At 66.8% G+C, this 25775-nt stretch carries 28 protein-coding genes and 1 tRNA gene; 18 read left to right on the top strand and 11 right to left on the bottom strand.

Going from position 1 to position 25775, the window contains the following annotated elements; translation table 11 throughout:
• Positions 1-122: 122 nt before the first annotated feature.
• Positions 123-1181 (top strand): bifunctional DNA-binding transcriptional regulator/O6-methylguanine-DNA methyltransferase Ada, encoded by a 1059-nt coding sequence (ada, locus tag DRW48_RS07025; protein ID WP_114075786.1) that lies wholly within the window; start codon positions 123-125, stop codon positions 1179-1181.
• Positions 1178-1927: a 2OG-Fe(II) oxygenase gene (locus tag DRW48_RS07020; RefSeq protein ID WP_114075785.1), complete on the top strand. Its 750-nt coding sequence runs from the start codon at positions 1178-1180 to the stop codon at positions 1925-1927. Before ada ends, DRW48_RS07020 begins: the two co-directional genes overlap by 4 nt.
• Positions 1928-2078: 151 nt before the next feature.
• Here DRW48_RS07020 and DRW48_RS07015 read toward each other — a convergent pair whose 3' ends face one another.
• Positions 2079-2783: an ArsR/SmtB family transcription factor gene (locus DRW48_RS07015; protein ID WP_241963406.1), complete on the bottom strand. Its 705-nt coding sequence runs from the start codon at positions 2781-2783 to the stop codon at positions 2079-2081.
• A 210-nt stretch (positions 2784-2993) separates the two neighbouring features.
• Between DRW48_RS07015 and DRW48_RS07010 the strand changes: the two genes are divergently transcribed.
• From DRW48_RS07010 to DRW48_RS06945, 14 genes are all read left to right on the top strand, one after another.
• Entirely contained in the window at positions 2994-3923 is a 930-nt protein-coding gene (locus DRW48_RS07010) for a DMT family transporter (protein WP_114075783.1), read from the top strand.
• A gap of 127 nt (positions 3924-4050) precedes the next feature.
• A complete protein-coding gene (phnF, locus tag DRW48_RS07005) occupies positions 4051-4815 on the top strand; it encodes a phosphonate metabolism transcriptional regulator PhnF (RefSeq protein ID WP_241963405.1) in 765 nt (254 codons plus the stop codon).
• Positions 4812-5234 (top strand): phosphonate C-P lyase system protein PhnG, encoded by a 423-nt coding sequence (locus DRW48_RS07000; RefSeq protein WP_114075781.1) that lies wholly within the window; start codon positions 4812-4814, stop codon positions 5232-5234. The genes phnF and DRW48_RS07000 overlap by 4 nt, the downstream gene beginning before the upstream one ends.
• Entirely contained in the window at positions 5234-5782 is a 549-nt protein-coding gene (gene phnH / locus DRW48_RS06995) for a phosphonate C-P lyase system protein PhnH (protein WP_114075780.1), read from the top strand. The genes DRW48_RS07000 and phnH overlap by 1 nt, the downstream gene beginning before the upstream one ends.
• Positions 5782-6852, top strand: a complete 1071-nt coding sequence (locus DRW48_RS06990) for a carbon-phosphorus lyase complex subunit PhnI (RefSeq protein ID WP_114075779.1) — start codon at positions 5782-5784, stop codon at positions 6850-6852. Before phnH ends, DRW48_RS06990 begins: the two co-directional genes overlap by 1 nt.
• On the top strand, positions 6849-7766 hold the full coding sequence (locus DRW48_RS06985) for an alpha-D-ribose 1-methylphosphonate 5-phosphate C-P-lyase PhnJ (protein ID WP_114075778.1): 918 nt from the start codon (positions 6849-6851) through the stop codon (positions 7764-7766). The genes DRW48_RS06990 and DRW48_RS06985 overlap by 4 nt, the downstream gene beginning before the upstream one ends.
• Positions 7759-8580 (top strand): ATP-binding cassette domain-containing protein, encoded by an 822-nt coding sequence (locus DRW48_RS06980; protein ID WP_199286232.1) that lies wholly within the window; start codon positions 7759-7761, stop codon positions 8578-8580. The genes DRW48_RS06985 and DRW48_RS06980 overlap by 8 nt, the downstream gene beginning before the upstream one ends.
• Positions 8577-9287 carry a phosphonate C-P lyase system protein PhnL gene (locus DRW48_RS06975; RefSeq protein WP_114075777.1) on the top strand — a complete coding sequence of 237 codons (711 nt, stop codon included), beginning with the start codon at positions 8577-8579 and terminating at the stop codon, positions 9285-9287. Before DRW48_RS06980 ends, DRW48_RS06975 begins: the two co-directional genes overlap by 4 nt.
• Positions 9274-10443, top strand: a complete 1170-nt coding sequence (locus DRW48_RS06970) for an alpha-D-ribose 1-methylphosphonate 5-triphosphate diphosphatase (protein ID WP_114077422.1) — start codon at positions 9274-9276, stop codon at positions 10441-10443. The genes DRW48_RS06975 and DRW48_RS06970 overlap by 14 nt, the downstream gene beginning before the upstream one ends.
• A gap of 154 nt (positions 10444-10597) precedes the next feature.
• Positions 10598-11413 carry a phosphonate ABC transporter ATP-binding protein gene (gene phnC / locus DRW48_RS06965; protein WP_114075776.1) on the top strand — a complete coding sequence of 272 codons (816 nt, stop codon included), beginning with the start codon at positions 10598-10600 and terminating at the stop codon, positions 11411-11413.
• A 23-nt stretch (positions 11414-11436) separates the two neighbouring features.
• Positions 11437-12357: a phosphate/phosphite/phosphonate ABC transporter substrate-binding protein gene (gene phnD, locus DRW48_RS06960; protein ID WP_199286175.1), complete on the top strand. Its 921-nt coding sequence runs from the start codon at positions 11437-11439 to the stop codon at positions 12355-12357.
• 56 nt (positions 12358-12413) lie between these two features.
• Positions 12414-13343: a phosphonate ABC transporter, permease protein PhnE gene (gene phnE / locus DRW48_RS06955; protein WP_114075775.1), complete on the top strand. Its 930-nt coding sequence runs from the start codon at positions 12414-12416 to the stop codon at positions 13341-13343.
• Entirely contained in the window at positions 13340-14203 is an 864-nt protein-coding gene (gene phnE / locus DRW48_RS06950) for a phosphonate ABC transporter, permease protein PhnE (RefSeq protein WP_114075774.1), read from the top strand. Before phnE (DRW48_RS06955) ends, phnE (DRW48_RS06950) begins: the two co-directional genes overlap by 4 nt.
• Positions 14200-14811, top strand: coding sequence for a DapH/DapD/GlmU-related protein (locus tag DRW48_RS06945; protein WP_114075773.1), 612 nt, complete (start codon positions 14200-14202; stop codon positions 14809-14811). Before phnE (DRW48_RS06950) ends, DRW48_RS06945 begins: the two co-directional genes overlap by 4 nt.
• Before the next feature lie 47 nt (positions 14812-14858).
• Here DRW48_RS06945 and DRW48_RS06940 read toward each other — a convergent pair whose 3' ends face one another.
• Positions 14859-15740, bottom strand: coding sequence for an endonuclease/exonuclease/phosphatase family protein (locus DRW48_RS06940; protein ID WP_162784694.1), 882 nt, complete (start codon positions 15738-15740; stop codon positions 14859-14861).
• A gap of 535 nt (positions 15741-16275) precedes the next feature.
• Here DRW48_RS06940 and phnX point away from each other — a divergent pair.
• The gene (gene phnX, locus DRW48_RS06935) at positions 16276-17064 is read left to right on the top strand and encodes a phosphonoacetaldehyde hydrolase (protein WP_114075771.1); all 789 of its coding nucleotides are present in this window, start codon (positions 16276-16278) and stop codon (positions 17062-17064) included.
• A 17-nt stretch (positions 17065-17081) separates the two neighbouring features.
• Here the strand turns inward: phnX and DRW48_RS06930 are convergent, their stop codons facing one another.
• Genes DRW48_RS06930 through DRW48_RS06915 form a run of 4 tightly spaced genes read right to left on the bottom strand, consistent with a single transcriptional unit; the run spans position 17082 to position 22418 of the window.
• The gene (locus tag DRW48_RS06930; RefSeq protein ID WP_114075770.1) at positions 17082-18296 is read right to left on the bottom strand and encodes an aminotransferase class III-fold pyridoxal phosphate-dependent enzyme; all 1215 of its coding nucleotides are present in this window, start codon (positions 18294-18296) and stop codon (positions 17082-17084) included.
• Entirely contained in the window at positions 18293-20368 is a 2076-nt protein-coding gene (locus DRW48_RS06925; protein WP_162784693.1) for an ABC transporter permease, read from the bottom strand. Before DRW48_RS06925 ends, DRW48_RS06930 begins: the two co-directional genes overlap by 4 nt.
• Positions 20368-21456, bottom strand: a complete 1089-nt coding sequence (locus DRW48_RS06920) for an ABC transporter ATP-binding protein (RefSeq protein ID WP_114075768.1) — start codon at positions 21454-21456, stop codon at positions 20368-20370. The genes DRW48_RS06925 and DRW48_RS06920 overlap by 1 nt, the downstream gene beginning before the upstream one ends.
• Positions 21453-22418 carry an extracellular solute-binding protein gene (locus DRW48_RS06915; RefSeq protein WP_114075767.1) on the bottom strand — a complete coding sequence of 322 codons (966 nt, stop codon included), beginning with the start codon at positions 22416-22418 and terminating at the stop codon, positions 21453-21455. The genes DRW48_RS06920 and DRW48_RS06915 overlap by 4 nt, the downstream gene beginning before the upstream one ends.
• Positions 22419-22553: 135 nt before the next feature.
• Here DRW48_RS06915 and DRW48_RS06910 point away from each other — a divergent pair, with 135 nt between their 5' ends.
• Positions 22554-23423: a LysR substrate-binding domain-containing protein gene (locus DRW48_RS06910; RefSeq protein WP_162784692.1), complete on the top strand. Its 870-nt coding sequence runs from the start codon at positions 22554-22556 to the stop codon at positions 23421-23423.
• Positions 23424-23513: 90 nt separating this feature from the next.
• On the opposite strand, the gene DRW48_RS06905 is transcribed toward DRW48_RS06910, so the two are convergent.
• The 5 genes from DRW48_RS06905 to infA form a co-directional block, all read right to left on the bottom strand.
• Positions 23514-23589, bottom strand: a tRNA-Phe gene (locus tag DRW48_RS06905).
• A gap of 61 nt (positions 23590-23650) precedes the next feature.
• The gene (locus tag DRW48_RS06900) at positions 23651-23842 is read right to left on the bottom strand and encodes a DNA gyrase inhibitor YacG (protein ID WP_114075765.1); all 192 of its coding nucleotides are present in this window, start codon (positions 23840-23842) and stop codon (positions 23651-23653) included.
• Complete coding sequence (locus tag DRW48_RS06895) at positions 23839-24900, bottom strand: ribonuclease E/G (RefSeq protein ID WP_114075764.1); 1062 nt, start codon at positions 24898-24900, stop codon at positions 23839-23841. The genes DRW48_RS06900 and DRW48_RS06895 overlap by 4 nt, the downstream gene beginning before the upstream one ends.
• The gene (locus DRW48_RS06890) at positions 24897-25475 is read right to left on the bottom strand and encodes a Maf family protein (RefSeq protein WP_114075763.1); all 579 of its coding nucleotides are present in this window, start codon (positions 25473-25475) and stop codon (positions 24897-24899) included. Before DRW48_RS06890 ends, DRW48_RS06895 begins: the two co-directional genes overlap by 4 nt.
• A 13-nt stretch (positions 25476-25488) precedes the next feature.
• On the bottom strand, positions 25489-25707 hold the full coding sequence (infA, locus tag DRW48_RS06885; protein WP_010397442.1) for a translation initiation factor IF-1: 219 nt from the start codon (positions 25705-25707) through the stop codon (positions 25489-25491).
• Between the last annotated feature and the right edge of the window lie 68 nt (positions 25708-25775).

Below are 25775 nucleotides of genomic sequence, written 5' to 3'. Positions count from 1 at the left end.
GGCCCCGCGGGGCCAACGACAGAACTGCTCGCTCGCGTCGGATTTGAAAGCAAGCTCCGGAGTGACCGGGTCCAAGCTTCGCCTATATCCAGGCAAGACACCCGACATACGGAGGGACAGCCATGGAACCTACCCAGACCGAGCAAGACCCCCGCTGGCAACGCGTCGTCGACCGCGACGCGACCGCAGACGGCAGCTTCGTTTTTGCCGTGCGAACGACCGGTGTCTACTGCCGCCCCTCCTGCCCGTCGCGTCGGGCCAAACCGGCCAATGTCAACTTCTACGACGGGCCGGCTGCGGCCGAGGGGGCGGGCTATCGCCCCTGCCTGCGTTGCAACCCAAAGGGACAATCTGCAACCGAGGCCAACGCCGCGATCATCGCCGAGGCCTGCCGGATCATCGAGGCGTCGGACGAGATGCCAAAGCTGGACAGGCTCGCCGCAAGGGTCGGTTTCAGCAGCCATTATTTCCACCGCCAGTTCAAGGCCCTCACCGGCCTGACGCCGCGCGCCTGGGCTGCGGCGCATCGCGCCCGCAAGCTGCGCGCCGGACTGCAAGACATGGAGAATACCGTGACCGAAGCGATCTATGAGGCCGGCTACAACGCGAACAGCCGGTTCTATGAGGCCTCCCGCGACGTCCTGGGGATGACACCCACGGCCTTTCGCCAAGGCGGCAAGGACAGCCATATCCGCTTTGCCGTGGGCGAGAGCGTGCTCGGCCCGATCCTCGTCGCCGAAACTGACAAGGGGATCTGCGCGATTGCGCTTGGGGACGACCCCGAGGCATTGGTTCGCGGCCTCCAGGACCGCTTTCCCCACGCCGATCTGATCGGCGGCGATGCCGCGTTCGAATCGCGCGTCGCCCAGATCGTGGGCTTTGTCGAGGCGCCGGGAACTGGACTGGACCTTCCGCTGGACATCCGGGGGACCGCCTTCCAGCAACGGGTGTGGCAGGCGCTGCGGGACATTCCAGCCGGCCAGACGGCCAGTTATGCAGACATCGCCCGAGGGATCGGCGCGCCGAAATCGGTCCGCGCCGTGGCGCAGGCCTGCGCCGCCAACCAGATCGCGGTCGCGATTCCCTGCCACCGCGTGGTGCGCAGCGACGGCGCGCTTTCCGGCTATCGCTGGGGGGTCGAACGCAAACGTGCCCTGCTGGACAAAGAGGCCGCGGCATGAACGCGCCCAGCGATTTCACCCCCGCAGGACCAGCGGTAAAGTCCGCCGAGGAGCGCTTGTCCCGATATGATTGGGACGCCTTTGCCGAGGACCTGGACCGCTTCGGCTGCGCCACCCTCAAGGGTGTCTTGACCCCGCAGGAATGCCGGGATCTGGCGGCCCTCTACCCCGAGGAGGCGCATTTCCGCAGCCATATCCACATGGCGCGGCATGGCTTTGGCAAGGGCGAGTACCGCTATTTCAAGTACCCGCTGCCCGACTTGCTGGGCGGGCTGCGCACGGCGCTGTGGCCGCGGCTGGCGGTCGTCGCCAACAACTGGAATGCGCGCATGGGCATCGATGAGCGCTATCCCGACGCCCATGCGGATTTCCTGCGCCAGTGCCACGAGGCCGGCCAGACGCGTCCGACACCGCTGCTGCTGCAATACGTCGAGGGCGACTTCAACTGCCTGCATCAGGATCTCTACGGCGATCTGGCCTTTCCGCTGCAGGTGGCTTTCCTGCTGTCAGAGCCGGGTCGCGACTTTACAGGCGGCGAATTCGTCCTGACCGAACAGCGCCCGCGCATGCAGAGCCGCGCCGAGGTCGTGCCGCTGATGCAGGGCGACGCCGTAGCGTTCGCCGTCCACAACCGGCCAGTGCAGGGGACCCGCGGCACCTACCGCGTGAACCTGCGCCACGGAGTCAGCCGCCTGCGCAGCGGAAAGCGGCACACGGTCGGGATCATCTTTCACGATGCGAAGTGAAGGTCAGATAGACGGCTGCATTTGAATGCGGGCGGGGCTGACAAGAGCAATATCCGAGCTTTGCCCGGCAGAACTGGAGCGGACGGCGAAGACCCGATCGCCGGGGCAGCGGTCCCCGCTAAGGCCCTGTTCAAGACGTAGAGCCCCGGCGTTACCCGGCAGGCTGGCGCGCTGCGAGAACATCGGTTGACGGGCCGCCCCGGACCTCAGGCTCCAGAACGTCCCTCGTAAAAGGGCCTTCATTGCGCCAATCCGCCGGCAGTTGAAAAGCCGTCGCAAGACCGCTTTCGCCCGCCCGCGACAGCTTGAGGGCGCGGCTCTCAGCTGACCGAGTAACCCATCCTCGGGCCAACACACTGCTTAGGAGCGCCGCACCAAGCTGCCCGGCGATATGGGGCCGGCGCTCGCTCCAGTCGAGGCAGGTCTGGCACAAGGGCCGGCGAGCGCGAAGCGACTTGGTGTCTATCCCGAGGTCCGCGAAAAAGCGGCGCCCCTCGTCGGTGACCATCCCTGCCCCATCCGACAGGACGACATGGCCTTCGCGCACGAGGCTGTCGGCAATCGTCAACGCCAGCCGCCCAGCCATATGGTCGTAGCAGGTCCGGGCCAGCCGTAGTGCTTGATCCCTGGGACCGATCGGGTGATAGCGCGTCGGTCCACTCGCTGCGACCGCCATCAAAGCATGAATGGCCTGAGCCACCTGCGGCGTTGCAAGCCGATAGTAGCGATGCCGCCCCTGCTTTTCGACCGCGATAAGCTTAGCCTCGGTGAGCTTCCCAAGGTGGCCGCTGGTGGTCTGCGCGGTGACACCGGCGTGGCGCGCCAACTCGCCCGCCGTCAACGCCTGCCCGCTCATCAGGGCGGACAGGATGTTGGCGCGCGCCGCATCGCCTATCAGGCTCGCGACCTCGGCAATCGTGTTTCCCGAAGCGAAATTGGACATGCGGCAAGCCTAGCAAACAAATGCCGCGCCGTCAGCCTTCGACAGTTCGGCCGCGACCGAAACATCCGTGTTCCATTTGCGGCTAGTCACAAAGCGAGAGCCACGTCACGAAATGGGACCAACATGCATTCCAAGGCAAATCTCCCAACCGAGCTGGCGTTGCTCCTGCTGCTGTCGACGCTCTGGGGCGCGTCCTATACCTTCATCAAGATCGGCGTCGGAACCATTCCGCCGGTGACATTTATCGCCGCCAGAACCCTGATCGCCGGCGGCATCCTCGTCGTCATTCTTCGCTTGCGCGGGCTGAGGCTGCCCACCGGTCGACGGGTCTGGGGGCGATTTCTGGTCCAGGCCTGCCTCAACAGCGTCATGCCATTCACCCTGATCGCATGGGCCGAGCAGACGACCGGTGCAGGCCTTGCGACGATCCTCAGTTCAACCTCGCCGATCTTCACGTTTCTGCTGACGCTGCTGATCACGCGGCATGAGACGGTCACAAATCGCAAGCTGTTCGGCATCGCTGCCGGGCTGCTGGGGACATGCCTGATCGTCGGGACCGAGGCGCTGGGCGGCCTTGGACGAGAGATGTGGGCGCAACTGGCCATTGTCGCGGCCACGATCTGCTATGCGGGCGCCGCGATCTTTGGCAAAAACTTCAAGGGTCTCGATCCCATGATACCCGCCGCCGGCTCACTGGTCTGCGGGGCGGCCATCCTCATCCCGATCAGCCTGGCTTTCGATCGACCCTGGACCCTCGCGCCCAGCGCTGCCTCGGTGCGCGCCTTGCTTGCACTTTCCGTCTTTTCCACGGCGCTGGCCTTTGTGATCTATTTCCGGCTGCTTCAGACGCTCGGCTCGGTCGGAACGATGGCGCAGGCCTATCTGCGCGTGCCGATCGGCGTCGGCATCGGCGTCATGTTTCTTGGCGAGGCGCTATCGCCAACGGCATGGATCGGCCTCGCATGCGTGGTAGCCGGGGTCATCGTCATGACGTTGCCCGCCCGAGGTATCGGGAGGCAAGCTTTGTCTGTTGACGCTCCCGGTCGGAGTTAGGCGCGACCGCGACGGCTGGGCACAGCGGCACGTGCGGTAGCCCCTCCGCATGCCTGAAGTCTACGCCGCCCCGGTATCATCACAAATCTTTCAACCAGCCTTCGCTCCGTCGTCACGCGGCGTCTTCATGAAACGTCCGAACGATTGCCGGACGACCATGAACAAGCACAACTGGACCAATATCCGCGACCGGGTCGCCGAACGGATCGCCGCGGGCGACTACGCCGATGGGACGCAGCTGCCGACCGAATCGCAGCTTTGCGCCGAATTCGGAAGCGGCCGGCATTCCGTGCGGCGGGCGATGACGGCGCTTGCGGTGGACGGGCTGCTGAGCATCGAGCAGGGGCGCGGCACCTTCGTCCGCTCGGCGCCGCTGATCCGCTATCGCATCAGCAAGCGCACCCGCTTTCGCGAAAACCTGCTGGCGGCAGGCCGCACGCCTTCGGGCGAGCATATCATCGCCGAAACCCTGCCCGCCGCCGCCCGCATCGCCGAGGCACTGGGGCTGGCCGAGGGCGCGCCCGTCCATCACACCCTGCGCCGCGGACTTGCCGATGGCGTTCCGATCAACCTCAACCAAAGCTGGCATGACGCCGCACGCTTTCCCGACCTGGCGGCCGAGCGCGAGGCCGGACGCTCGGTCACTGATGTCTACCGCGCCCACGGCGTCGCCGATTACCTGCGCCGCAACACCACGATCTATGCCCGCCGGCCCGACGAGGCGGAGGCGCGGCTGCTGGACCAGCATCCCGACCAGCCGGTGATGGTGCTGCAAAAGACCGACACCGACCACGCCGGCAAGCCCATCGGCTATTCCGAATCGATCTGGTCCGCGCACCGCATCCAGTTCTCGATCGACATGCTGGACGACAACGAAGGGGCTGCCGGATGACAGGGCACGCCGCTTTGCTTGAGACGCTGGCCCGCGCTGCACCCGGCCCCCTCAAGGCGCTGGCCTCGGAATTGCTGCCTGCACTGGGCGCGGTCGAGGTCATTGCATCGCGCAGCGGGCTGGTCATGGCGCCAATGCGGGACACGGCGCAGGGCACTAACTTTCATCTGGGCGAGGTGCTGGTGGCCGAGGCGCATATCCGCCTGCCCGGAACGGCCACCGAGGGTTATGGCCTGATCATCGGCATGGACCTGGAGCAGGCAATGGCGATGGCAGTGCTGGACGCCGCCTATCAGGCGGGCCGTGGCGCGGATGCCGTCGCCCGCTTTGCGGCGACCGAGGCCCGCGCGCAGGCCGATGCGGACACAGAAACCCTGCGCCGGATCGAGGCGACGCGCGTCGAGATGGAGACGTTCTGATGCAGGCAAGCGCCCTGTCCGAGACCCTTTTGCCCGATGCGGAGGAAGCCCGCGACAACGCCGCTTTCGACGCGATCCTGAGGGCGCTGTCGCTGCCGGGCGATATCTTTGAGCTGCCCGAAGGCGGCGTGATGACCGCGGCCCAGGCGCTGATCGACCGCGAATGTCGGGTCTACGCGCCGGAACATGCCGCGGCGGTACAGGCCACGGGCGCGCGGCTCTCGCCCGTGGGCACGGCTGACCATGCCATCATGCAACTGACGCCTGTCGCACTGGTGGATGTCGCCCAACTATCGGTCGGCAGCGAGCTTCACCCCGAGGGTGGCGCTACCATCATCGCACCCGCGCGCCTCGGCGCAGGCGAGCGGCTGCGCCTGACCGGCCCCGGCATCCGCCAGGCGCAACAGATCGCGCTGGACGGTATCGCGCCCGCCTTCTGGTCACTGCGCGAACTCGCCTGCACCTATCCTCTGGGGTTCGAACTGATCCTCGTCGACGGCGCGCGGGTGCTGGCACTGCCGCGATCGACGCGGGTGGAGGTGCCCTGATGGCCTATGTCGCGACCCGGGGCGGCGAGCGCGCCATCGAGCAGGCCGAGCGGCTGTATCGCGCCGCGCTCGGCCCGATCACGCCCGAGCGGGTGGCGGGAATCCGCGACGGGATGCCCCTGCTGATCGACCGCGTCATGGGTGAGGCCTCGCTCTACGCGCCCGACCTTGCAGCGCTGGCGCTGGCCCAGACCGGCGGCGATCTCTACGAGGCCGTGATGTTGCTGCGGGCCTGGCGCACCACCCAGCCGCGGCTGGCGATCGCGCAGCCGATCCAGACCGGCGAGGGGCTGACCCATCGCCGAGTCTCGGCCGCGTTCAAGGATATCCCCGGCGGCCAGATCCTCGGCCCGACGCTGGATTACAGCCACCGCATGCTCGCGACCGCCGTGCTGTCGGGCGCGACTGTGACGCCTCGGCCGGTGGAACCCGCTGCCCGTCCTGCGCCGGCCAGCCCGCCGCCGCTTGCCGACTGGCAGCGGGCGCAAGGGCTGCTCGCGCCCTTGAACGCCCCCGAAATCGCGCCCGACGCCATCCCCGATGTCACGCGCGAGCCGCTGCTGTTCCCCGCCAGCCGCGCGCACACGCTGCAAAGCCTCGCCCGCGCCGACACCGGCGGGATGCTGGCACTGGGATATTCGGCAATGCGGGGCTACGGGCAGGCGCATCCGACTGTCAACGAGTTACGCCTGACTGAGGCTCCGTTGCGCGTCACCCACCCCTGCGGCACGATCTTCAGCGCGGGCAGAATCCGCGTCGGCCAGGCCGAGGTCGTCAACGCCAAGGGCGCCCAGCTGAAGCTGGGATTCTGCGCCAGCTTCGGCTGGAACGAGGTCAAGACCATCGCCGGGGCGACGCTGGACCTCAACAGCCCGAACGCGGCGCCAAAAAGCCCGACGAACCCGGAATTCTTCCTCTATCACACCGAGCCGGTCGAGGCCTCGGGCTTTTGCATCCACTTCAAGCTGCCCCATTACGTCACCTTCCAATCGGCGCTGGACAACCTGCGCGGCGCAGCCCGCCAGAAGGCAGAGCCCGGCGTCGCACCTGAACTGGAGCCCGCGGAATGACCCTCGCCGCACTGACCCGGAAGCGTGCCGACCACAGCTATGGTTTCCTCGACGCCTCGGCCAAGCGCGAGTTGCGGCGGGCCATGGTCAAGGCCGTCGCCGTGCCCGGCTGCCAGATCCCCTATGCCAGCCGCGAGGTGCCGATGGCGCGGGGCTGGGGCACCGGCGGCCTTCAGGTCACGCTGACGCTGGTGAACCCGCGCTCGTGCGTCAAGGTCATCGATCAGGGCGCGGATGACAGCGTCAACGCCGCCTCGATCCGGCGCTTTGTCACCCGCGTCTCGGGCGCGGCGGGCACGTGCGATACCACTGCTGCCACTCTGATCCAGTCGCGCCACCGCATCCCCGAGGAAGTCTTGCGGGCGGACCAGATGCTGGTCCTGCAGGTGCCCAACCCCGAGCCGTTGCGGCCGGTCGAGCCCGACATGTCCCGCGCCCGCCAGATGCATGCCGACGCCGATTATGCGCGGCTGTGGCTGATCCTGTACGAGCAGGTCGTCCGCGCGGGCCGGATCATGCAGGGGGCGGGCTATCCGGCGCTGGTCAATGGCCGCCATGTCATGACCCCCTCGCCCATTCCGCGCTGGGACCTGCCCAAGCTGCACATGGCCGAGCATCTGACGATCCTGTCGGCGGGACGCGAGAAGCGCCTTTACGCCGTACCGCCCCATACCACGGTCGAGCCACTGGTGTTCGACGACATTCCCTTCCGGGTCGAGGATCACGCCGTCCTTACATGCGGGCGCAGCGGGCTGCGGGGCTATTTCATGAACGAACTGCCTCAGGCGGATGGCGGGGTCATGCACGAGGTCTCGGACAGCGAACTGGGCATCAAGGCGATCCGCGCCGCGGAGGGTTCGGGCCCCGCTCCCGCCCCGACGTGGTACCGCGCAGGGGAGTTTCGTCGTGCTTGATGGCCGCCCCGCTCTAGGACTGGACCCGCCGCGGCTGGTGACCGACCAGCCCCTGATCCGGCTCGACGGGGTGTCGCATCGCTATGGCGAGGTCGTGGCGCTGCAGGATGTCGGACTGACCGTCTGGCCGGGCGAGGTGCTGGGCATCGTTGGCGAAAGCGGTTCCGGCAAGTCGACGCTGCTGCGGATGCTGAATCTGCAGGAGGTGCCGGAAGCGGGCGACTACCGCCTGTCGCTGCCGGGCGTGCCGGGGGCGGACGGCAACCTGTTCAACCTTGGCCGCTTTGCCCGCGCCCAACTCTGTGCCCGGCACATCGGCATCGTCTACCAGCACCCGCATCAGGGCCTGCTGATGCACAACTCCTCCTCGGGCAACGTGGCCGAGCGGCTGCTGATCGCCGGCGAGCGCCGCTTCGCCGCCCTGCGCGAACGGGGCCAGGTTGCGCTCGAGGCGTCCGAGTTCCCGCTGGCCCGCATGGATGCGCCGCCGGTCGAGCTTTCCGGCGGGATGCAGCAGCGTGTACAACTCGCCAAGGCGATTGCGCTGGAGCCGGCCGTCCTGTTGCTGGACGAGCCGACGACCGGGCTTGACGTATCCGTGCAGGCACTGGTGCTGGACACGCTGAAACACCTGCAGCGCGACCGGCGCATCACGATGATCTTGGTCAGCCACGATCTGGGGGTGATCCGCACCATGGCCGACCGGGTGGTTGTCATGCGCCGCGGCCAGGTGGTCGAACAGGGGCTGGCGGACCAGGTATTTCAGGACCCGCAGCACCCCTATTCGCAGCAACTGGTGCAGGCAAAGCTATGACGCGCCGGGTGCTCGAGGTCTCGGACCTTTCCAAATCCTTCACCATGCATCACCTGGGCCGGACCCTGCCGGCCTTTGAGGACCTGGGCTTCACGCTGGACGAGGGAGAGTTCCTGCTGCTGTCCGGGGCAAACGGGGCCGGAAAATCCACCCTGTTGCGGACCATCTGGCGCAGCTACCTGCCGGAGGCCGGGCGCGTGGTGTTTACCCGGGCGGATGGCGGCCGCATCGACCTTGCTCGCGCGGCGGACGTCGACATCGCGCTGTTGCGGCGGCACGAGATCGGCTTTGTCACCCAGTTCCTGACCGCCCGTCCCCGCGTTCCGGCCGAGGACATCGTGGCCGAGCCGCTGCTGTCCGCCGGCCAGCCGCTGGTCAAGGCACGGGCAGCCGCCCGCGCGGCGCTGGCATCCTATGGCATCAAGCCTGACCTCTGGCCCGCCTATCCCGCAACCTTTTCGGGCGGCGAGCAGCAAAAGGTGAACCTTGCCCGGGCTCTGATCCTGCCACCGCGGCTGCTGCTGCTGGACGAGCCCACCGCCTCGCTGGATGCTGGCGCAAGGGCGGCCCTGATCGCGCGCCTATCGGCACTGAAGGCGCAGGGCACGGCGATGATCGGGGTATTCCACCACCCGGGCGATGTGCTTGCGCTGATCGACCGCGAATTTTCCCTGACCGCACGCGAGGATGCCGATGTGGCTGTCTGATTTTCGACTGGTGCTGCCCGACCGGGTGATCGACCTCGGCGCACTGCGCGTCGAGGACGGCCACATCGCCGAGGTCCGCGAAATCCCGGTGCCCGGCGCCGCGGTCGAGGGCCATGGGCTGATCCTCATGCCCGGCTTCATCGACATGCATGGCGACATGATCGAGCGCGAGGTGGAACCCCGCCCCGGGGTGCGGATGCCGCTGGCACTGGGGCTGCGCGATCTGGACCAGCGGCTCAAGGTGGCCGGGGTCACGACCGCCTATGCCGCGGTCAGCTTCAACCCCCATTCGGCCTATGGTCATATCCGCCATTTCGACAACACCAAGGACATGCTGCGCGGCCTCAAGGCCATGCGCCCGCACCTCGGGGTCGATCACCGCGTCCATGCCCGGTTCGAGATCACCTTTCCCGACGCGTTGTCCGTGGTTGAGGAGCTGATCGCCGAGGGCACGGTGGACCTCGTCTCGCTGACGGACCACACCCCGGGCCAAGGCCAGTATCGCGACCTCGAGCGCCACATCCGCAACGTGGCCAAGAACGCCAATCTTTCCGAAGCGGATGCACGCGTCGCGGTTGCCGAGCGGATCGAGCGCAAGTCCGTCGCCCCCGACCAGCTGGAGGCGGTGCTGCGGGCGATGACCACGGCCTGCCGCGCACATGGCCTGCCGCTGGCCAGCCATGACGATGACAGCCCGGAAAAGGTTGCGCTGATGCGCGATCTGGGCGCGACAATCAGCGAATTCCCGGTAACGCTCGATGCCGCGCGCGCCGCACGCGCGGCGGGGATGGCGAATGCTATGGGCGCGCCGAATGCGCTGCGTGGGCTTTCCTATTCAGGCAACTTGTCTGCGCGCGAGGCGCATGCCGCCGGGCTGCTCGATATCCTCGCCGCGGATTACCATCCTTCGGCGATCCTGCCCGCGGTGCTTGCCCTGGCGGCCACCGACCCGGAGGGTCTGGCGGGCGCCGCGCGACTCGCGACAGCCAATCCCGCAGATGCGCTCGGGCTCGTCGACCGCGGCCGGATCGCCCCGGGGCTCGCCGCCGATCTGGTGATCGCCGACGACAACGGCATCGGCCATGTCCGCGCGACGCTGCGCGGCGGACGGCTGATCTTTTCGGACGGAATGATGGGCGGCCGCGCGGCCGCCTGATTACGCGCTTTACCACGAAGCCCTTCCCCGGCCCGCACAGCGTGGCGCGGGAGTTTTACCCTTGAATTACATGTATTTACCTCGCATCTGGATTGTCGTTCAACATTCATCCGAATGAAGTTGCCCTGTCACAGCTTCGGTCGAATGTGCCGCCATGACACAGGAACAACTCTCCCTTTCCGGCCTTACCCGTCAGTTCGGCGTCACCCGTGCCGTCGACGACGTCTCGCTGGACATCCCCGCCGGACAGTTCGTGGGCGTGATCGGTCGCTCCGGCGCCGGGAAATCCACCCTCCTGCGCCTGATCAACCGGATGACCGAGCCGACCTCGGGAAAGATCCATTTCGGCGGGACCGAGGTCAGCGCCCTGCGCGGCCGAGCGCTGCGGCAATGGCGGCGCGACTGCGCGATGATCTTCCAACAGTTCAACCTGTCTGACCGGCTGGACGTGCTGACCAACGTGTTGGTCGGGCGGCTGGCCGAGCATGGCTTTGTCTCGTCGATGCTGATGCATTTTACCGATGCCGAGCGGACGATGGCGATCGAGGCACTGGACCGGCTGTCGCTGGTGCCGCAGGCACTGCAGCGCGCCGGCACCTTGTCGGGCGGCCAGCAGCAGCGCGTCGCCATCGCCCGCGCCTTGGTTCAGCGACCGCGCATCATGCTCGCGGACGAACCGATCGCCTCGCTCGACCCGGCCAACGCGACGCTTGTGATGGACAGCCTTCGCCGCATCAACCGCGAGGACGGCATCACGGTGCTGGTAAACCTGCACACGCTGGACACTGCCCGGGCTTATTCAGACCGCATCATCGCCATGCGCGATGGGCGGGTGTTCTTTGACGGCAAGCCGCGCCAACTGACCGACGACGTGGTCCGAGACATCTATGGCTCGGACGCCTTCGGGGCTTTCGATCACGACGTCACTTCGACCGCCCCGCGCCATGTCGGCGTGGCGGCCTACGCCTGATCCCCCCACAACGGAGATTTCCGATGATTCCCACCCGCAGCCTTGCGATGCTCGCGCTTGCCGCGCTCACGACCACCCCGGCCCTGGGCCAGGACTGGAAGGCCGACTATCAGGTCGTCCGGTTCGGCGTCCTTTCGGGCGAGAACGAAAAGGACCGCGTGCAGCGGTACGACGGCCTGAAGAGCTATCTGGAAAAGACGCTGGGCGTGAAGGTCGAGCTGTTCACGGCAGGCAATTATGACGGGGTCGTGCAGGCGCTCGCGGCCAACCAGATCGAATTCTCGTTCCTCGGCTCGTCCGCCTATGCCGCCGCCTGGTCCGAGACCAAGGGCGGGGTGATCCCCCTGCTGGCGGCGGAGGATGCCGATGGCACGTCGGGCTATTACTCGACGATCGTCACGCGCTGCGCCGACGACTACAAAAATGTCGAGGATCTCAAGGGCAAGGTGCTGGCCTTTGCCGATCCCGACAGCACGTCGGGCTATGCGGTGCCGTTCTACAACCTGGTCCAGCAGGGCTTCGGCGACGGCTTCTTCTCGGCAACGCCGTTCTCGGGCAGCCACGAGGCGGGCGTCCAGGGCGTTGCCAACGGCACCTTCGATGCCGCCGCGACATACGAGAACAGCGACACCCGCGGCATCCCGCAGCGCATGGTTCTGAAGGGCATGCTGAAGGACGGCGTCATCTGCAAGATCTGGGAATCGCCCGAGATCACCAACGGCCCCTTCACCGCGCGCGCCAACCTGCCCGAGGCGCTGATCGACGACATGCGCGACGCGCTCGAGACCTTTCCGACCGCCGACAAGGCGGCGTTCGACGCGATGGTCAGCAACGAGATCGGCGGTGACAATCCGGTCGCGGGCTACACCCGTGTCGATCACGACCACTACCAGTGGATCATCGACATGCGCGACTGGCTGAAAGAGCAGCGTCGCCGCAGCTGACCCTCATCCTCCACGGGCAGGCGACCCCTCGCCTGCCCTTTCGCGCCGGACACGCAATGACCCTCGCCGACATCAATCCACCGCTGCACGGCGCGCCAGCAATGGCGCGATTTCGCACCGACTTCGCCCAGGCGAGGACGCGGGCGCGGCTGCGTTGGTGGACCGGGCTCGGCGTCTTTGCCGCCCTGTGCCTGCTGACCGCGTGGCTGGGCGAATTCTTCAAGGTCACGCAGGTCACGATGCCCGACGGCAGCCGCGACTGGCGCTGGATCATTCCAGCGGGACTGCCGCGTCTTGGCGAATACCTGTCCAAGACCATCCCCGAACTGCGCTGGTCCAGCCTTGGTGCCGATCTGGCGGCGTGGTTCTGGCGCTGGCGGATCTGGCTGGAACTTCTGTGGGAAACCATCCTGATCGCCTGGATGGCGACGGTGGTTGGCGTCACCGGGGGCTTCCTGCTGTCCTTTCCCGCGGCACGCAACCTCTCGCCACATCCGGCCGTCACCTGGTTCATCCGTCGCTGGCTGGAAATCGCCCGTACCGTGCCCGAACTGGTCTGGGCCCTGATCTTTGTCTTTGCCTTTTCGGTCGGGCCGATGGCCGGGGTGCTGGCAATCGGCATCCATAGCTGCGGCTCGCTCGGCAAGCTCTATTCCGAGGTTAACGAGAACATCGACATGCGCCCGCTGGAGGGCGTGAGGGCGGCCGGCGGGACCTGGTTCGACCAGATCCGCTATGGCGCCGTCCCGCAGGTGCTGCCGAACATTATCAGCTACACGCTGCTGCGATTCGAGATCAACGTCCGCTCGTCCTCGATCGTCGGCTATGTTGGCGCCGGCGGCCTCGGGCAGGAAATCCGCACCGCCATGAGCCTGCAGGAATACACCGACCTGTCGGCGCTGTTCGTGATCGTCCTCGTAACGGTCATCGTAATCGACCATCTGTCCGGCAAGCTGCGCCACCGCGTGATCGAGGCCGAAACATGACCGTTGCCCCCTCTGCCCCCGACGCCGCCCGCATCGACGCAGCGAGGGCGCGTGCACCGCTCGCCTTCCGCAAGCCGCTGTGCCACCGCCTTATCCGCGCGCTGTTCTGGGCGGGGTCCGCGGCACTGTTCCTGTGGTGCCTCATCGCCTTCGACATCACCCCGCAGAGGATTGCGACGGGGCTCTCGCGGCTGGGAAACATCTTCAGCTTCATGTTCCCGCCCCATGTCTGGACCACGTGGCGTGAGTTCTCGGAGGTGCTGAAGGGCCTGGGCGAGACGCTTTCGATGGCCTTCCTCGGCACCGTGCTAGGCGCGCTCGCCGCCTTTCCGCTGTCCTTCCTCGGCGCCCGCAACATCAATCGCCTGCCCCTGCTGCGCTTTTCGACCCGCCGCCTTTACGACCTGATCCGCGCGGTCGAGACGCTGATCCTCGCGCTGATCTTCATCCGCGCCTTCGGACTAGGCCCGCTGGCCGGGATCCTGGCGATCGCCGTCAGTGAGGTCGGCACCTTTGCCAAGTTGTTTTCCGAGGCGATCGAGAACACCTCGCGCCGCCCGGTCGAGGGGGTGACAGCTGCGGGCGGCTCCGGGCTGCAGGCAGTGCGCTTTGGCGTAATGCCGCAGGTCATGCCCGTGATCCTTTCGATCCTGCTTTACAATTTCGAATCCAATGTCCGCTCGGGCACCATCCTGGGCATCGTCGGCGCGGGAGGCATCGGCTTCCTGCTGTCGGACCGTATCGCCGCCTATCGCTGGGACGAGGTCTGGTCGATCATCATCCTGATCATTCTCATGGTCTATCTGATCGACTGGTTTTCTGGCCTGATCCGCAGCCGCCTTGTGGGAGCTACCGCATGAAGACCCTGAACGAAGCGCCGAACGTCCATCCCACCGCCAGCGTCGTGGACTGCCAGCTTGGCCGCTGGACCGAGATCTATGCCCATGTGTCGATGCGCGAGGTCGAGTTCGGGGATTATTCCTACATCGTCCAGCATGGCGATGTCATCTGGTCCACCATCGGCAAGTTCTGCTCGATCGCGGAAGGAGCGCGGATCAACCCGGGCAATCACGCGACCTGGCGGGCAAGCCAGCATCATTTCACCTACCGCGCCGCGCAATACGGGCTGGGCGATGACGACGCCGAGTTCTTCGCCTGGCGCAAGCGCCACTGGGTGACGATCGGCAATGATGTCTGGATCGGCCACGGCGTCACCGTGCTGGCGGGCGTCACCATTGGCGACGGGGCGGTGATCGGCGCGGGGGCGGTGGTGTCGAAGGACGTCGCCCCCTACACCATCGTCGGCGGCGTGCCCGCACGCGAAATCAAGCGCCGCTTCACCGAGGCGCAGGGCGCCGCATTGCAGCAGATCGCATGGTGGGACTGGAGCCACGATAGTCTGCGCGCGGCGCTGCCCGACATTCGCGAACTGCCCATCGATGCCTTCATCGAGAAATACAGCGCCTGAGTTTCGCGCTATGGACAGGGCGGATCGTTCGCGGATGTAGCCTCGGCTCAGACCTCGAAAGTGACGGCGAGGGGCTGGTGATCCGAGGCGTCGATCCCGGTCAGCACCTCAGCCGCCGTGACCCGCTTGGCGAGGCCGGGCGTCGCAAGAACATAGTCGATGCGCTCGCCCGTCCTGGCCTGCCAGCCCTCGTCGCCGTGATAGAAAGTCGGTCCGGACGCCTCGTCATGCCCGGCGGCAGTCCAGGTATCGACAAAGCCATCGGGCCGGTGCAGCCGGCCATACATTTCGCTGACCGGTCCGGTGAGCACCGCATAGATGGGACTGTCCGGGGTCAAGTTCAGATCGCCGAGCAGGATCGCCTCGGCGGGCACAGGCGGCGGGCTATCCTCCAGCCAGCTCGGGTCCGCGTGCCCGCCGCTCGCCACTGGACCGTCTGCATGGGCACGCCGGTGAAGCTCCAGCGCGATGCGGGCATGATCCAGCCGCTCCTCCTCGCACAGATGCGAGAAATGGGTGCTGTAGACGCGGACGGGTCCGAGCGGTGTCGCGATGGTCGCCTCGGTGATGCCGCGCTGGATGGCATGCGCGTTGGCGGGGCTGAGCTTGGGAAAGAGGAACGTGCGGCTGGTAAGGATCGGCCAGCGCGACAGCACGGCATTGCCGAACTGGCGGCGCACGTCGCGGGTCCTGCCGTCCGGCAGGGCCAGGCCTTTGTGGATGTCGACGGTCACGCCATAGACGGAATGGAGGCCCAGAAGTTCGGCGATCCGCTCGCACTGGTGAATGTTGCCCGAGCGGTCCCAAAAGGCCTCGACCTCCTGAAGGCCGATGATGTCAGCGCCGTCCAAGGCGGCGGCGGTGCGCTCGATGTCATAGCGCTCGTCGCGGCCCTTGCCGTACTGGATGTTGTAGGTGACGACGCGCATCGGTTTTTCTCCGGGTTCGGGTTGGGTTGGGGGGGCGACCCGCGAAACGGGCAGGGCGGCAGGCTGACCGGCGCTGCGGCCTGCGGCGCGCAGAGCTGCAACGAGGCCCGGCCACATGGCGCCCGAGGGGCAGCTCGGGTGCGAGAGTCCTCCGGGCAGGAGATGCTCAATGCGCCTTGAGCTTCCAGAGGTCCCGCCCGCCGGCCCTTCGCGACGGTAAACGGAGCCTCGCCATCGCAGTGACTGCCCACCGCCCAAGGCTCCATATCTGTTTCCAGCGACTTGGACATTAGTGCCGTTCTATCGCGCTTCCGTGACAGCGAGGGCACGTCCTACCCGGCAACCGGACCTCTCGGCGTCGAGAGGGAACGATACCCGGCCGGTCCCACTGCGGATTTGACTCCTGTACGCCTGCGAGCAGCAACAGGCGCTGCTGAGGCCGATGCTCGCCGATTCACCGAGGGCCGCCGGTTCCATCAAACTGTTACCCTCCGACGCGACAAGCTCGAGCTTTAAGACAAAAAGGTTTGTGGCGATGAGCAAATTCAAGGCGGTCGTGTTCGACTGGGCGGGCACGATGATCGATTTCGGGTCCTTCGCGCCCGTTGACGCGGTGATCACGGCATTCGGCCGCTTCGGGATCGAGGTCTCTGCCGCCGATGCACGCAAGCCAATGGGTGCGCGGAAATGGGATCACATCCGGGAAATGCTGGACGAGCCGCATATCGCGGCGCAATGGCATGCCGGCGGCCGCACTGATGCGGCTGACGCGGATGTCGATTCCATCCATGCCGAGTTCGTGCCGCTTATGGAAACGATGGCCGCTGACCACGCGACGCTGGTTCCGGGCGCGCTGGAAACGGTGAACTGGCTTCGTGCTCGCGGCATCCGGATTGGGTCGACCACGGGCTATCCCCGTTCGATCATGGAGCGGATCCTGCCCGTCGCGGCAGCGCAGGGCTATGCGCCCGACAACCTGGTCTGCTCGGGCGATCTGGCCGAGGGTCGTCCCGGCCCGCTGATGATGTATCGCTGCTTTATCGACCTTGTCGCCCATCCGCCGCAGTCGGTCATCAAGGTGGACGACACGGCCCCCGGTATCGCCGAGGGAATTGCGGCGGGCTGCGTGACCGTCGGACTCTCCCTGTCGGGCAACGAGGCGGCGCTGTCTGCCTCTGAACTCGCCGCCCTTCCGGCCGCCGAGCGGGATGCATTACGGGCGAAAGCGACGGCGGTTTTGCGCGATGCCGGCGCCGATCACGTGATCGACACGGTCGCCGATCTACCCGCGCTGATCGAGCGGATTGAGGCCGGGCGCGCCTGACCGAGCCGCGAGCCGGGTCAGAGACGCGCAATCAGCGTTTCGATCCGGCTCAGCACTTCGTCGATATCCGTATCGCTGACGGTCAAGGGCAGACTCAGCCCGACCGACTGGGGACCCTTGCCGGTAGTGGACAGACCGGCATCCCTGCAGCGCGCGACCAACTCGGCCGTTGCGAGCCCGCATCCCGGCAACTCGAGCGCAAGAAGCGCGGCGGGGCCGCGTAGACCAGCGGGGCGGCCAGTTCGCGCAGCAATCTCGGCGATACCTTCGGCGAGGCGATGTCCAATCTCGACTGCGCGGGTGGGGAGATCGTCGCGCAGGACCATCTGCACGGTCGTCAGCCCCGCGCGCGCCTGCATCGGGTTCTTTTCATGCGTGTAGTGCCCGATGTCGAGGTCCGGGGCGACGTCCAGCCGGCGGTCGGCGATCACGGCGGCCAGCGGCAGAACCCCACCACCGAGCGACTTGCCCAGCACCGCTATGTCTGGCTGGACATCGAACAGTTCGAAGGCGAAAAACCTGCCCGCCCGGCCGAGGCCCGAGGGAATCTCGTCAAAAATCAGCAGCGCGCCATGATCGTCGCAGACGCGCCGGACCTCGGGCCACAGCTGGGGTGGCGGCATATGACAGTTCGAGCGCACCGCTTCGGCGATCACCGCGGAAATACCCGTGGCACTTGTCGCGAAGGCTTGGCGCAGCCCATCCAGCATGCGCTCGGCGCCGCCCTCACCCCAATAGGGCGCGACATGCTGCAGACCAGGCAGGTGCGGGCCGAGGCGGGGGTCCAGCACGGCCTCTGAAAGGCCCAGCGCGCCAAAGCCGCTGCCGTGGAACGAGCCGTCCAGCGACACCGTCTCGAACCTTCCGGTCGCGGCGCGGGCAAGGCGCATGGCGATCTCGATAGCGTCAGAGCCGCTGGGGGCGAACAGCACCCCGGCCTCGCCCCGACCCGACCACCGGGCGGTCAGCGCCTCGGCCAGCTCAACCGCGGGTGCGTTGGTATAGCGGCGCGGGCAAAAGGCCAGCTCGTCGAGTTGCCGGGCCAGCGCAGCGCGAATCTCCGGGTTCGCGTGGCCCAGAAGATGGGCAGTGTTGCCGTGCAGATCAATCAGGCGGCGGCCGTCATTATCCTCGATCCACATGCCCTCGACCGCCCGCAGCCCGCTGCGGACGGGCGAGGATGAACTTTGATGCAAAAACACGCGCGCATCGCGTTCAGCAAGAGTAGTCATGCTTGAACCACTTCCTTGCGAAATCCGGTGCCGGCGCGGCGCTCCATCCGGCGCAGCAGCGCCATCGCTGTCAGCGCAATAACCAGCAGCGCGACACTCTTGGCCGCAGCCGGCCCGAAGGAGGATCCATTCGCAGCGTTGAAGATCGCGATCGACGCCAGCTTGTGATCGCCGGAGACCAGGAAGATGACCGACGAAAGCGTCGTCAGCGCGTCGATAAACACATAAAGCGTCCCGAGGAGGATCGGCACCCGCAGCAGCGGCAGCATGATCAGCCCGATCTGGGCACCGATACCCGCGCCCAGACCCTCCGCCGCTTCGTCCACACTGCGGTCGAGCCGCTGCAGCGCCGCGCGTCCCGCCAGGACGCCGACGAAAAGATTGCCGAACATCACGTTCAGCACGAGGATTGCAAAGGTCCCGCTAAGAGACAGAGCCGGAATGCCGAAGGGCGCGTTGAAGGCGAGGATATAGCCAATGCCGAAGATGATGCCGGGCAGGATTGCCGGCATCAGCGTGATGAAGAAGATCACGCCCGATCCCGGCGGCCGCAGCCTCTCGACGACATAGGCGACCAGCACGGCCAGAAGGCCGCCCAGAGGTGCGGCGACCAGAGCCAGTCGCAGGCTGTCGGCGACTTCGCTCATTCCCGCGACGTTGGTTGGCAGCCCGGTGGGTTGCAGCGCGGGGATGAAATAGCCCAGCGTCAGCCCCCGGTCGACGCCCCAGATCCGCGTGAAGGCGCCGAGGATCATCGTGCCATAGACCAGCAAGATCGCACCTCCGGCCGCAAGGGCAAGGCCGGCGAGCAGCCGACGCGCCGGTGCGGGCACTGGCAGGACGCCTCGCGGGGCGGCGCCCGGCACGAAAAAGCGGCGGCGACGGCCGATCTGCTCCAGCGCCACATAAAGCAGCAGTGGTGGGATCAGCAGGATGATGCAGACCGCGGCGGCGAGCGGCATGTTCCGGTAGGCGGTTATCTGGTCGTAGATCACCTCGGCCAGCACCGGAAACCCGCCCCCCAGCAGCATCGGGTTGGAAAAATCCGTCAGCGCCATGATGAAGACCAGCACGATAGTGCGCTTCAGCGCCGGAAAACTCATCGGCAGGACCACGCTGCGCATCTGCGCCCCGTAGCCCGCCCCCAGCCCTGGCGCCGCCTCGACCAGGCGCGGGTCGCTGTCGCGAAAGCCGTTGTCCAGCACGATCAGCGCAGCCGGCAAGAAGGCGAGCATCTGCACGACGACGATGCCGACCGGGCCGTAGATATTGACCTGGTCGGCGTCGACCAGCCCCAGCGCCCCATCCAGCAGGCCGTTGGTGATCAGCCCCCGCCGCCCGAACAGCATCAGTGTCGCCGTCGCGATCAGGACCGGAGGCGCGACCAGCGGCAACAGCAGCACACCGCGCATGAGGCCCGGACGCGGCAACGCGCCTGAGTTCAGACCATAGGCCAACGCGAAGGCGAGGCTGACGGTCATCAATGTCGTTACCGACGCCAAGGTCAGCGAGTTGATCGCCGCGCGCTGGAAGTGCGGGGTCGCCAGCACCTCGGCATAGTTGGCCAGCCCGAACTGGCGCTCGACCCCGCTGCGCATGCCGTCGAATCGTGCCTTCCCGATCTCCTCGCGGACCATGAAGGCGAGCGCCGTGCGCTTGTGCAGCATCACATGCGCGACGGCGAAGAAATCATCGACCTCGGAGCGCGCGACCGGATCGAGCGCCGCGTGCGCTGCCTGGGCTCGGCGGTCCTGTTCTTCATAGGGACGGCTGCGGTCCCATGGCACGTCGCGATCGGCCAAATGGAACGCTGCGGCCATCGCCTCGACGCGCTCGGATGGGGTGATCTGCCCAGCCCAGCGCGCCAAAGCGACGTCCCGCTCGGCGTCCGGAATCTCGGCGATGGCCTCGCGGGTGATGCGGTCGAGTCGCTGCAACGACATCGGCTGCGAGACGACAACGCTCTCGCGCAGCACCGCCGCGAAGGGAACGGCGATGAAGATGACCAGCAGTGCTGCCACGACCAGCGATAGCAACGCTCCCGCGGCCGTCTGCTTCTGACGGGCTTTCATCAGGCGGCCACGGCCAGCAAGCGGCCACGCTCGGGATCGGGCGCCAGCGACACCGCCATCCCGGCGCGCCATTCCACTTCAACCGAGGGCCGCTCGACCAGCACCAGACGGCCCGCGCGGGTGCGGACCCAGAGCCGTTGCAGTGCGCCCAGCAGGGCGATGCGCTCGATCCGGCCGACAAGGCGGGGGTCACCCCCGCCGCGAAAAGCGGACAGGTCAATCGCTTCGGGCCGATAGACCAGCGTGGCGGCGCCCAGGCGCGCCTCGTTGCTGGGCAGCGGCCAGATCTCGCCGCCCGCATCAAAGCCGCCGGCGTCGGCAATCCCGTCAATGATATTGGAGAGCCCCACGAACTCGGCGACGAAACGCGTGGCGGGGCGATGATAGATCTCGGCTGGGGTGCCGACCTGCTCCAGCCGGCCGCTGTGCATCACGCAGATGCGGTCCGACATCGCCAGCGCTTCCTCCTGATCGTGGGTGACGTAAAGCGCCGTCAGCCCGATGCGCGTGATGAGGGCCTTCAACTCGTCGCGCAGACGGGTACGGATGCGGGCATCCAGCGCCGACATCGGCTCGTCCAGCAGCAGCAGTTGCGGCGACGAGGCGAGCGCCCGGGCCATCGCCACCCGCTGCTGCTGACCCCCCGAAAGCTCGTGCGGAAAGCGGTCCAGCAGGTGCGCGATCTCCAGCATCTCGGCCAGTTCGGCGGTGCGGGATCTGCGCAACGACATCGGCTCGCCCGCCAGCCTCAGCGCGAAGGCGATGTTCGCCCCGACGTCGAGATGCGGGAAGAGCGCGTAGGATTGAAAGACGAATCCCATGCGCCGCCTCGCCGGGGCAAGCGCGGTGATGTCGCGGTCCACCAGCAGCACGCGGCCGCGTTCAGGCGCGACATAGCCCGCGACAATGCGCAGCAGGGTGGTCTTGCCGCAGCCGGAATCGCCCAGCAGTGTCACGAACTCGCCTTGGGCGATCTCCAGCGACACCCCATCGACTGCCTTGGTTTGGCCGAAGGAGCGCGAAATCCCGTCGAGCCGCAGCAGCGGCCCGACGGCGATAGCGGCTTCGGGACGCCGTTCGTGGATCATTCGCCCATGATCCGGGTCGAGAACTCCTTGCGGAACTCGACCATATCCACCGGACGGCGGATCTGCCACAGGTAGACTTCGGACAGATCGACGAGGCCGTAGCCAGGCGCCGCAGTCGCGCCAACCAGATCGTCCAGCGCCTTGGCGGCGTCATCGCTGGCCATGAAGTCGAGGTAAAGCTTGGCTTCCTCGGGGTTCGGGCCGCCGGCGACCAGCCCGCCTCCCTCAGTCACGTTCGGGGTGATGCGGCCATAGACAACCTCGACCGGGCGGCCAGAGTCCTTGATCTGGTGGCAAGTCGTGTCGAAGCTGATGCCGACCGCGACCTCGCCGGTCGAGGCGAGGTTCGCGCCGCCGCTGCCACCCTCGGACCACTGATAGACGTTCTCCTTCAGGTTCTCGACGAAGGGCCAGCCGAATGCGTCCACGAAGGTCGTGAGGACCGCCCCGCCCGTGCCCGACTTCAGCGGCGAGGGCAGCGAGATCTCGTTCTTGTAGACCGGCTTGACCAAGTCTTCCCAGGTGGTCGGCATGGGCAGGTTTTTCTGACCCAGTCGCTCGGTGTTCACGACCATGCACATCGTGGTGGCAAAGTACTTGTTGAAGAAATTGTCGGGATCCCGAAAGTCGGGCGCGATCCTCGAATCCACCGGTTCGTAGGGTTCGAACACGCCCGCCTGCTTCAGCTGCTCCAGCGCGAGGTTGTTGACCAGATAGACGATATCCGCCTGTGGATTGCTCTTTTCGGTGATGGCGCGCTCGGTGATCGGGCCGGTCGAGCCGTCCACGAATTTCACCTCGATATCGGGGTGCTTCTCCTTGAACGCGGCCATCATGACCGTGTTCACCTTGTCCGACGCATTGTAGATCACCAGCTCGCGCGCGCTCGCCGCGCCGGCCGCAGTCAGCGCAAGAGTAACGGCGAGGCCCGACAGGCCGGGACGAAGTTGGATGCGTGTCATGGTCTATCCTTTTGCTGTCAGGCAGATTTCTGGCCATAAGTGATGGCGCGTTTTTCGCCTTCTGCTATAAGGATAGATGAAGTCCGTGTCGGCTTTGTGACGCGGGCCGTTGTTCGCACCGATGGGAGGAACAGGATGAACGCCCAGTTTCTGCGCAGCCTGGACGCCGTCGCGCGGCATGGCTCGCTTTCTGCAGCAGCGCAGTCGCTCGGGATCAGCCAGCCGGCGGTGACCCAGCACATCAAGGCGTTGGAGCGGGACAGCGGGCGTCCCTTGCTGCTGCGACAAGCCAGCGGTGCGGTGCTGACGGCCGAGGGCGAGGCGCTGCTGCCCCGCGTCCGGCAAGCCCTGCTGGTGCTGGACGATCTTGAGATGCGGCTATTCGGCCGCGCTTCGCCCGAGGGAGGCTGCCTGTCCATCGGCCAATGCGCCCCGCACCTCGTCATGCCGGTGCTGGGGCGATTCATGGCCGCCTGCCCTACCGTCCGCCTGGAGGTCTTGTTCGACAACTCGGCCCGCCTGCTGGAGATGGTCGAGCAGTCGCGGATCGACATCGCCATGCTGACGCTGACGGAACCTCTGCCGCATCTCGCTTGCACCCGGCTGGTGGCGCTGCGGCTGATGTTCGTGCTGCCCGCAGGGCATCCTTGGTCGAACCGCGCCGAGATCGACCTGTCCGAGGCTACCGACGAGACCATCATCATGCGCGAGGTCGGCTCGTCCACCCGCCAACTGTTCGAGGGCACCGCGCAACGTCTGGGCGTCGTCTTTCCCCAGCAGTTCGTCATGGGCAGCCGAGAGGCCATGAAGGAAGCCGTGGCCGCTGGGCTGGGCATCGGGGTCGTATTCGACGCCGAACTCGGCGCCGATGAGCGTCTGGTCGGCGTCCCCATCCGCGACTCTTCGCCCGCCTCCGAATACCTCGTCTGCCGCCAGGAGGTGTCCGAGTTGGGCGTCGTTGCGGCATTTATCGCTGCGGCGCGGGCGCAGTATGAGAGCGCATAGGACCGCCGCCGCAGGGGTAACGACATCTGCATCCCAGGCTGCCGGTACCACGACCGGCCTGCCGCGCTCGACGTTAGGACTGAGGAAAAGTGGTGCCCGGAGGCGGATTCGAACCACCGACACGCGGATTTTCAATCCGCTGCTCTACCAACTGAGCTATCCGGGCACTGGGCCGTTTCCGGCCGGGTGCGGGCGTGATTAGCCGCCGCACGCGGCCCTGTCCAGAGCTATTCTGACGCCGGATCCTGTGCTTCGGGATCCACCGGCTCGGCCGGGATGCGATAGTCGCCGCGCAGCCAGTGGGCCAGGTCCACGTCCGCACAGCGGGCGGAACAGAACGGGCGGAAGGCGCGCACCGTGGCCTTGCCGCAGATTGGACAATTGCCACCTTGCGGGGCCGCTGTACGCGCGGCGCTCATAGCTGCCATCCGGCGGCGGCGGCGAGGCGCGCCAATGGGACGCGGTCGCGCTTGCGGCTCATCTCGAACAGGCCCATGGCAGTCCAGCCGGCCAGCACGGTCTCGGCCGCCTCGCCCTTGAAAGCGGCGCGCAGCACCTGCTCCAACGTCCCGCGGTCGCGCTTGGGGATCGGCGCAAAATCGACGACCACCTGGCCGCCGAACCCGCGCAGGCGCAACTGGCGCGGCAGATCCCGCGCGAGGGCAATGTTCGCCTTCAGGCCGGCGGCGGGCGAGCTGTCGCGACCAGTGTTCACATCGATCGCAACCAACGCGCGGTTCTGCTCGATCACCGCAGAGCCGCCGCCCGGCAACGAAACCTCGGGCGAGAGCAGCGCGGCGATCGCGGCCTCGGCACCGCTGTCGGCGAGGGCAGTCTCGCCCTGCAACACGCTGTCCTCGGGTTCGGACCAGTCGCGCCACGCGGCCTCCCACGGGGTGGGAGCATCGAGCAGCAACTCCTCTTTCCCGTCCACATCATCGGCGATGGCAGCCGCCAGTTGGGCGAGTTGGGTCAACTCGTCCGAAACCTCGGCCGGATCGGCAACCTCGGCCGCGCTACGGATAACCATGCCGGTGCGGGGATCGCAACCGGACAGCGCGGCCTCTCCCATCGCCGTCAGGGCGACGCGCGCCTCTTCGTCGCGGATGCGGCGCGAGACGTTCACGCCCGGCGCATCGGGGGTCACGATACCGGCGCGGCCGCGGAACAAGAGGCGCGCGGTCACCGGAATCGCCTTGCCGGACTCGGGGATGCCGGCGATCTGCACCAGCACCGGCTGGCCCGGCGCGATGCCGCTGCGATCGCGCAGGAACCCGCTGGCCCCGCCCGGCAGGCGCAGAAACAGACCGCCCTGCCCCTTCATCGGCCTGTCGGCGATGCCGCGGCAGATTGCTCCGGGCGCCAACGGGACCAGAGCCGATGAATCGACCAGAAGGTCCTCCAGTTGGCCGTCGACCATCAGCGCCGCGGCCTCGGCCCCGAACAACTGGCCCAGAACGACTTGTCTGCCCTTCATGCGTCCCCCCGCGGTCGAATGCCGGCCGCCCTCAACATGGCCGCCGTTTCGGCCAGCGGCAAACCGACCACGCCGGTAAACGATCCCTGCAGCCATGGCGCAAAGGCCGCAGCACGGCCCTGGATTGCGTAGCCGCCGGCCTTCCCCTGCCACTCGCCGCAGGCGATGTAATCCTCGATTTCGGTCCGCGTCAGGGGCCGAAAGCGCACCGTCGTCTCCACGAGGCGCAGCGATTCCCGCGCGCCGCGCCGCACGGCAACGGCGGTCGCGACGCGGTGCCGACGGCCCGACAACAGACGCAAAAAGGCCTCGGCCTCGGCCGCGTCCTCGGGTTTTCCCAGGATGCGGCGTCCCGCAGAGACGATAGTATCGGCAGCAAGGACAACGTCGTCCGGGCCCGCATCGACGACCGCCGCCTTTCCGGCCGCAAGCCGCAGCGCGCAGTCGCGCGCAGGCTCGCCGGGGCGGGGGGCCTCGTCGATGTCAGTGGCAATCACAAGGTCGGGGACAAGTCCGATCTGCGCCAGCAGCGCAAGGCGCCGGGGGCTGGCCGAGGCGAGAATCAGGCGCGGCACGGGGGTCGGACGATCACTTGAAGCGATAGTTGATCCGTCCCTTGGTCAGATCATAGGTGTTCATTTCGACCTGCACCTTGTCGCCGGCCAGAACGCGGATGCGGTTCTTGCGCATCTTTCCCGCCATATGCGCGATGATCTCATGGCCGTTCTCAAGCTCGACCCGGAATGTCGCATTCGGCAAGAGTTCCTTCACGACGCCTGGGAATTCGAGCATTTCTTCCTTGGCCATGGTCACTCCGTTTAATCCGCCCCGCCAAACTGCGGGGCCGGTGACAGATGCGCCGAGCGCGCACAAGT

The organism is Paracoccus suum (genome assembly GCF_003324675.1).
Taxonomy (GTDB): domain Bacteria; phylum Pseudomonadota; class Alphaproteobacteria; order Rhodobacterales; family Rhodobacteraceae; genus Paracoccus; species Paracoccus suum.
The sequence above is the reverse complement of the archived record's forward strand: the minus strand, read 5'-3'. Positions and strand labels throughout refer to the sequence as shown.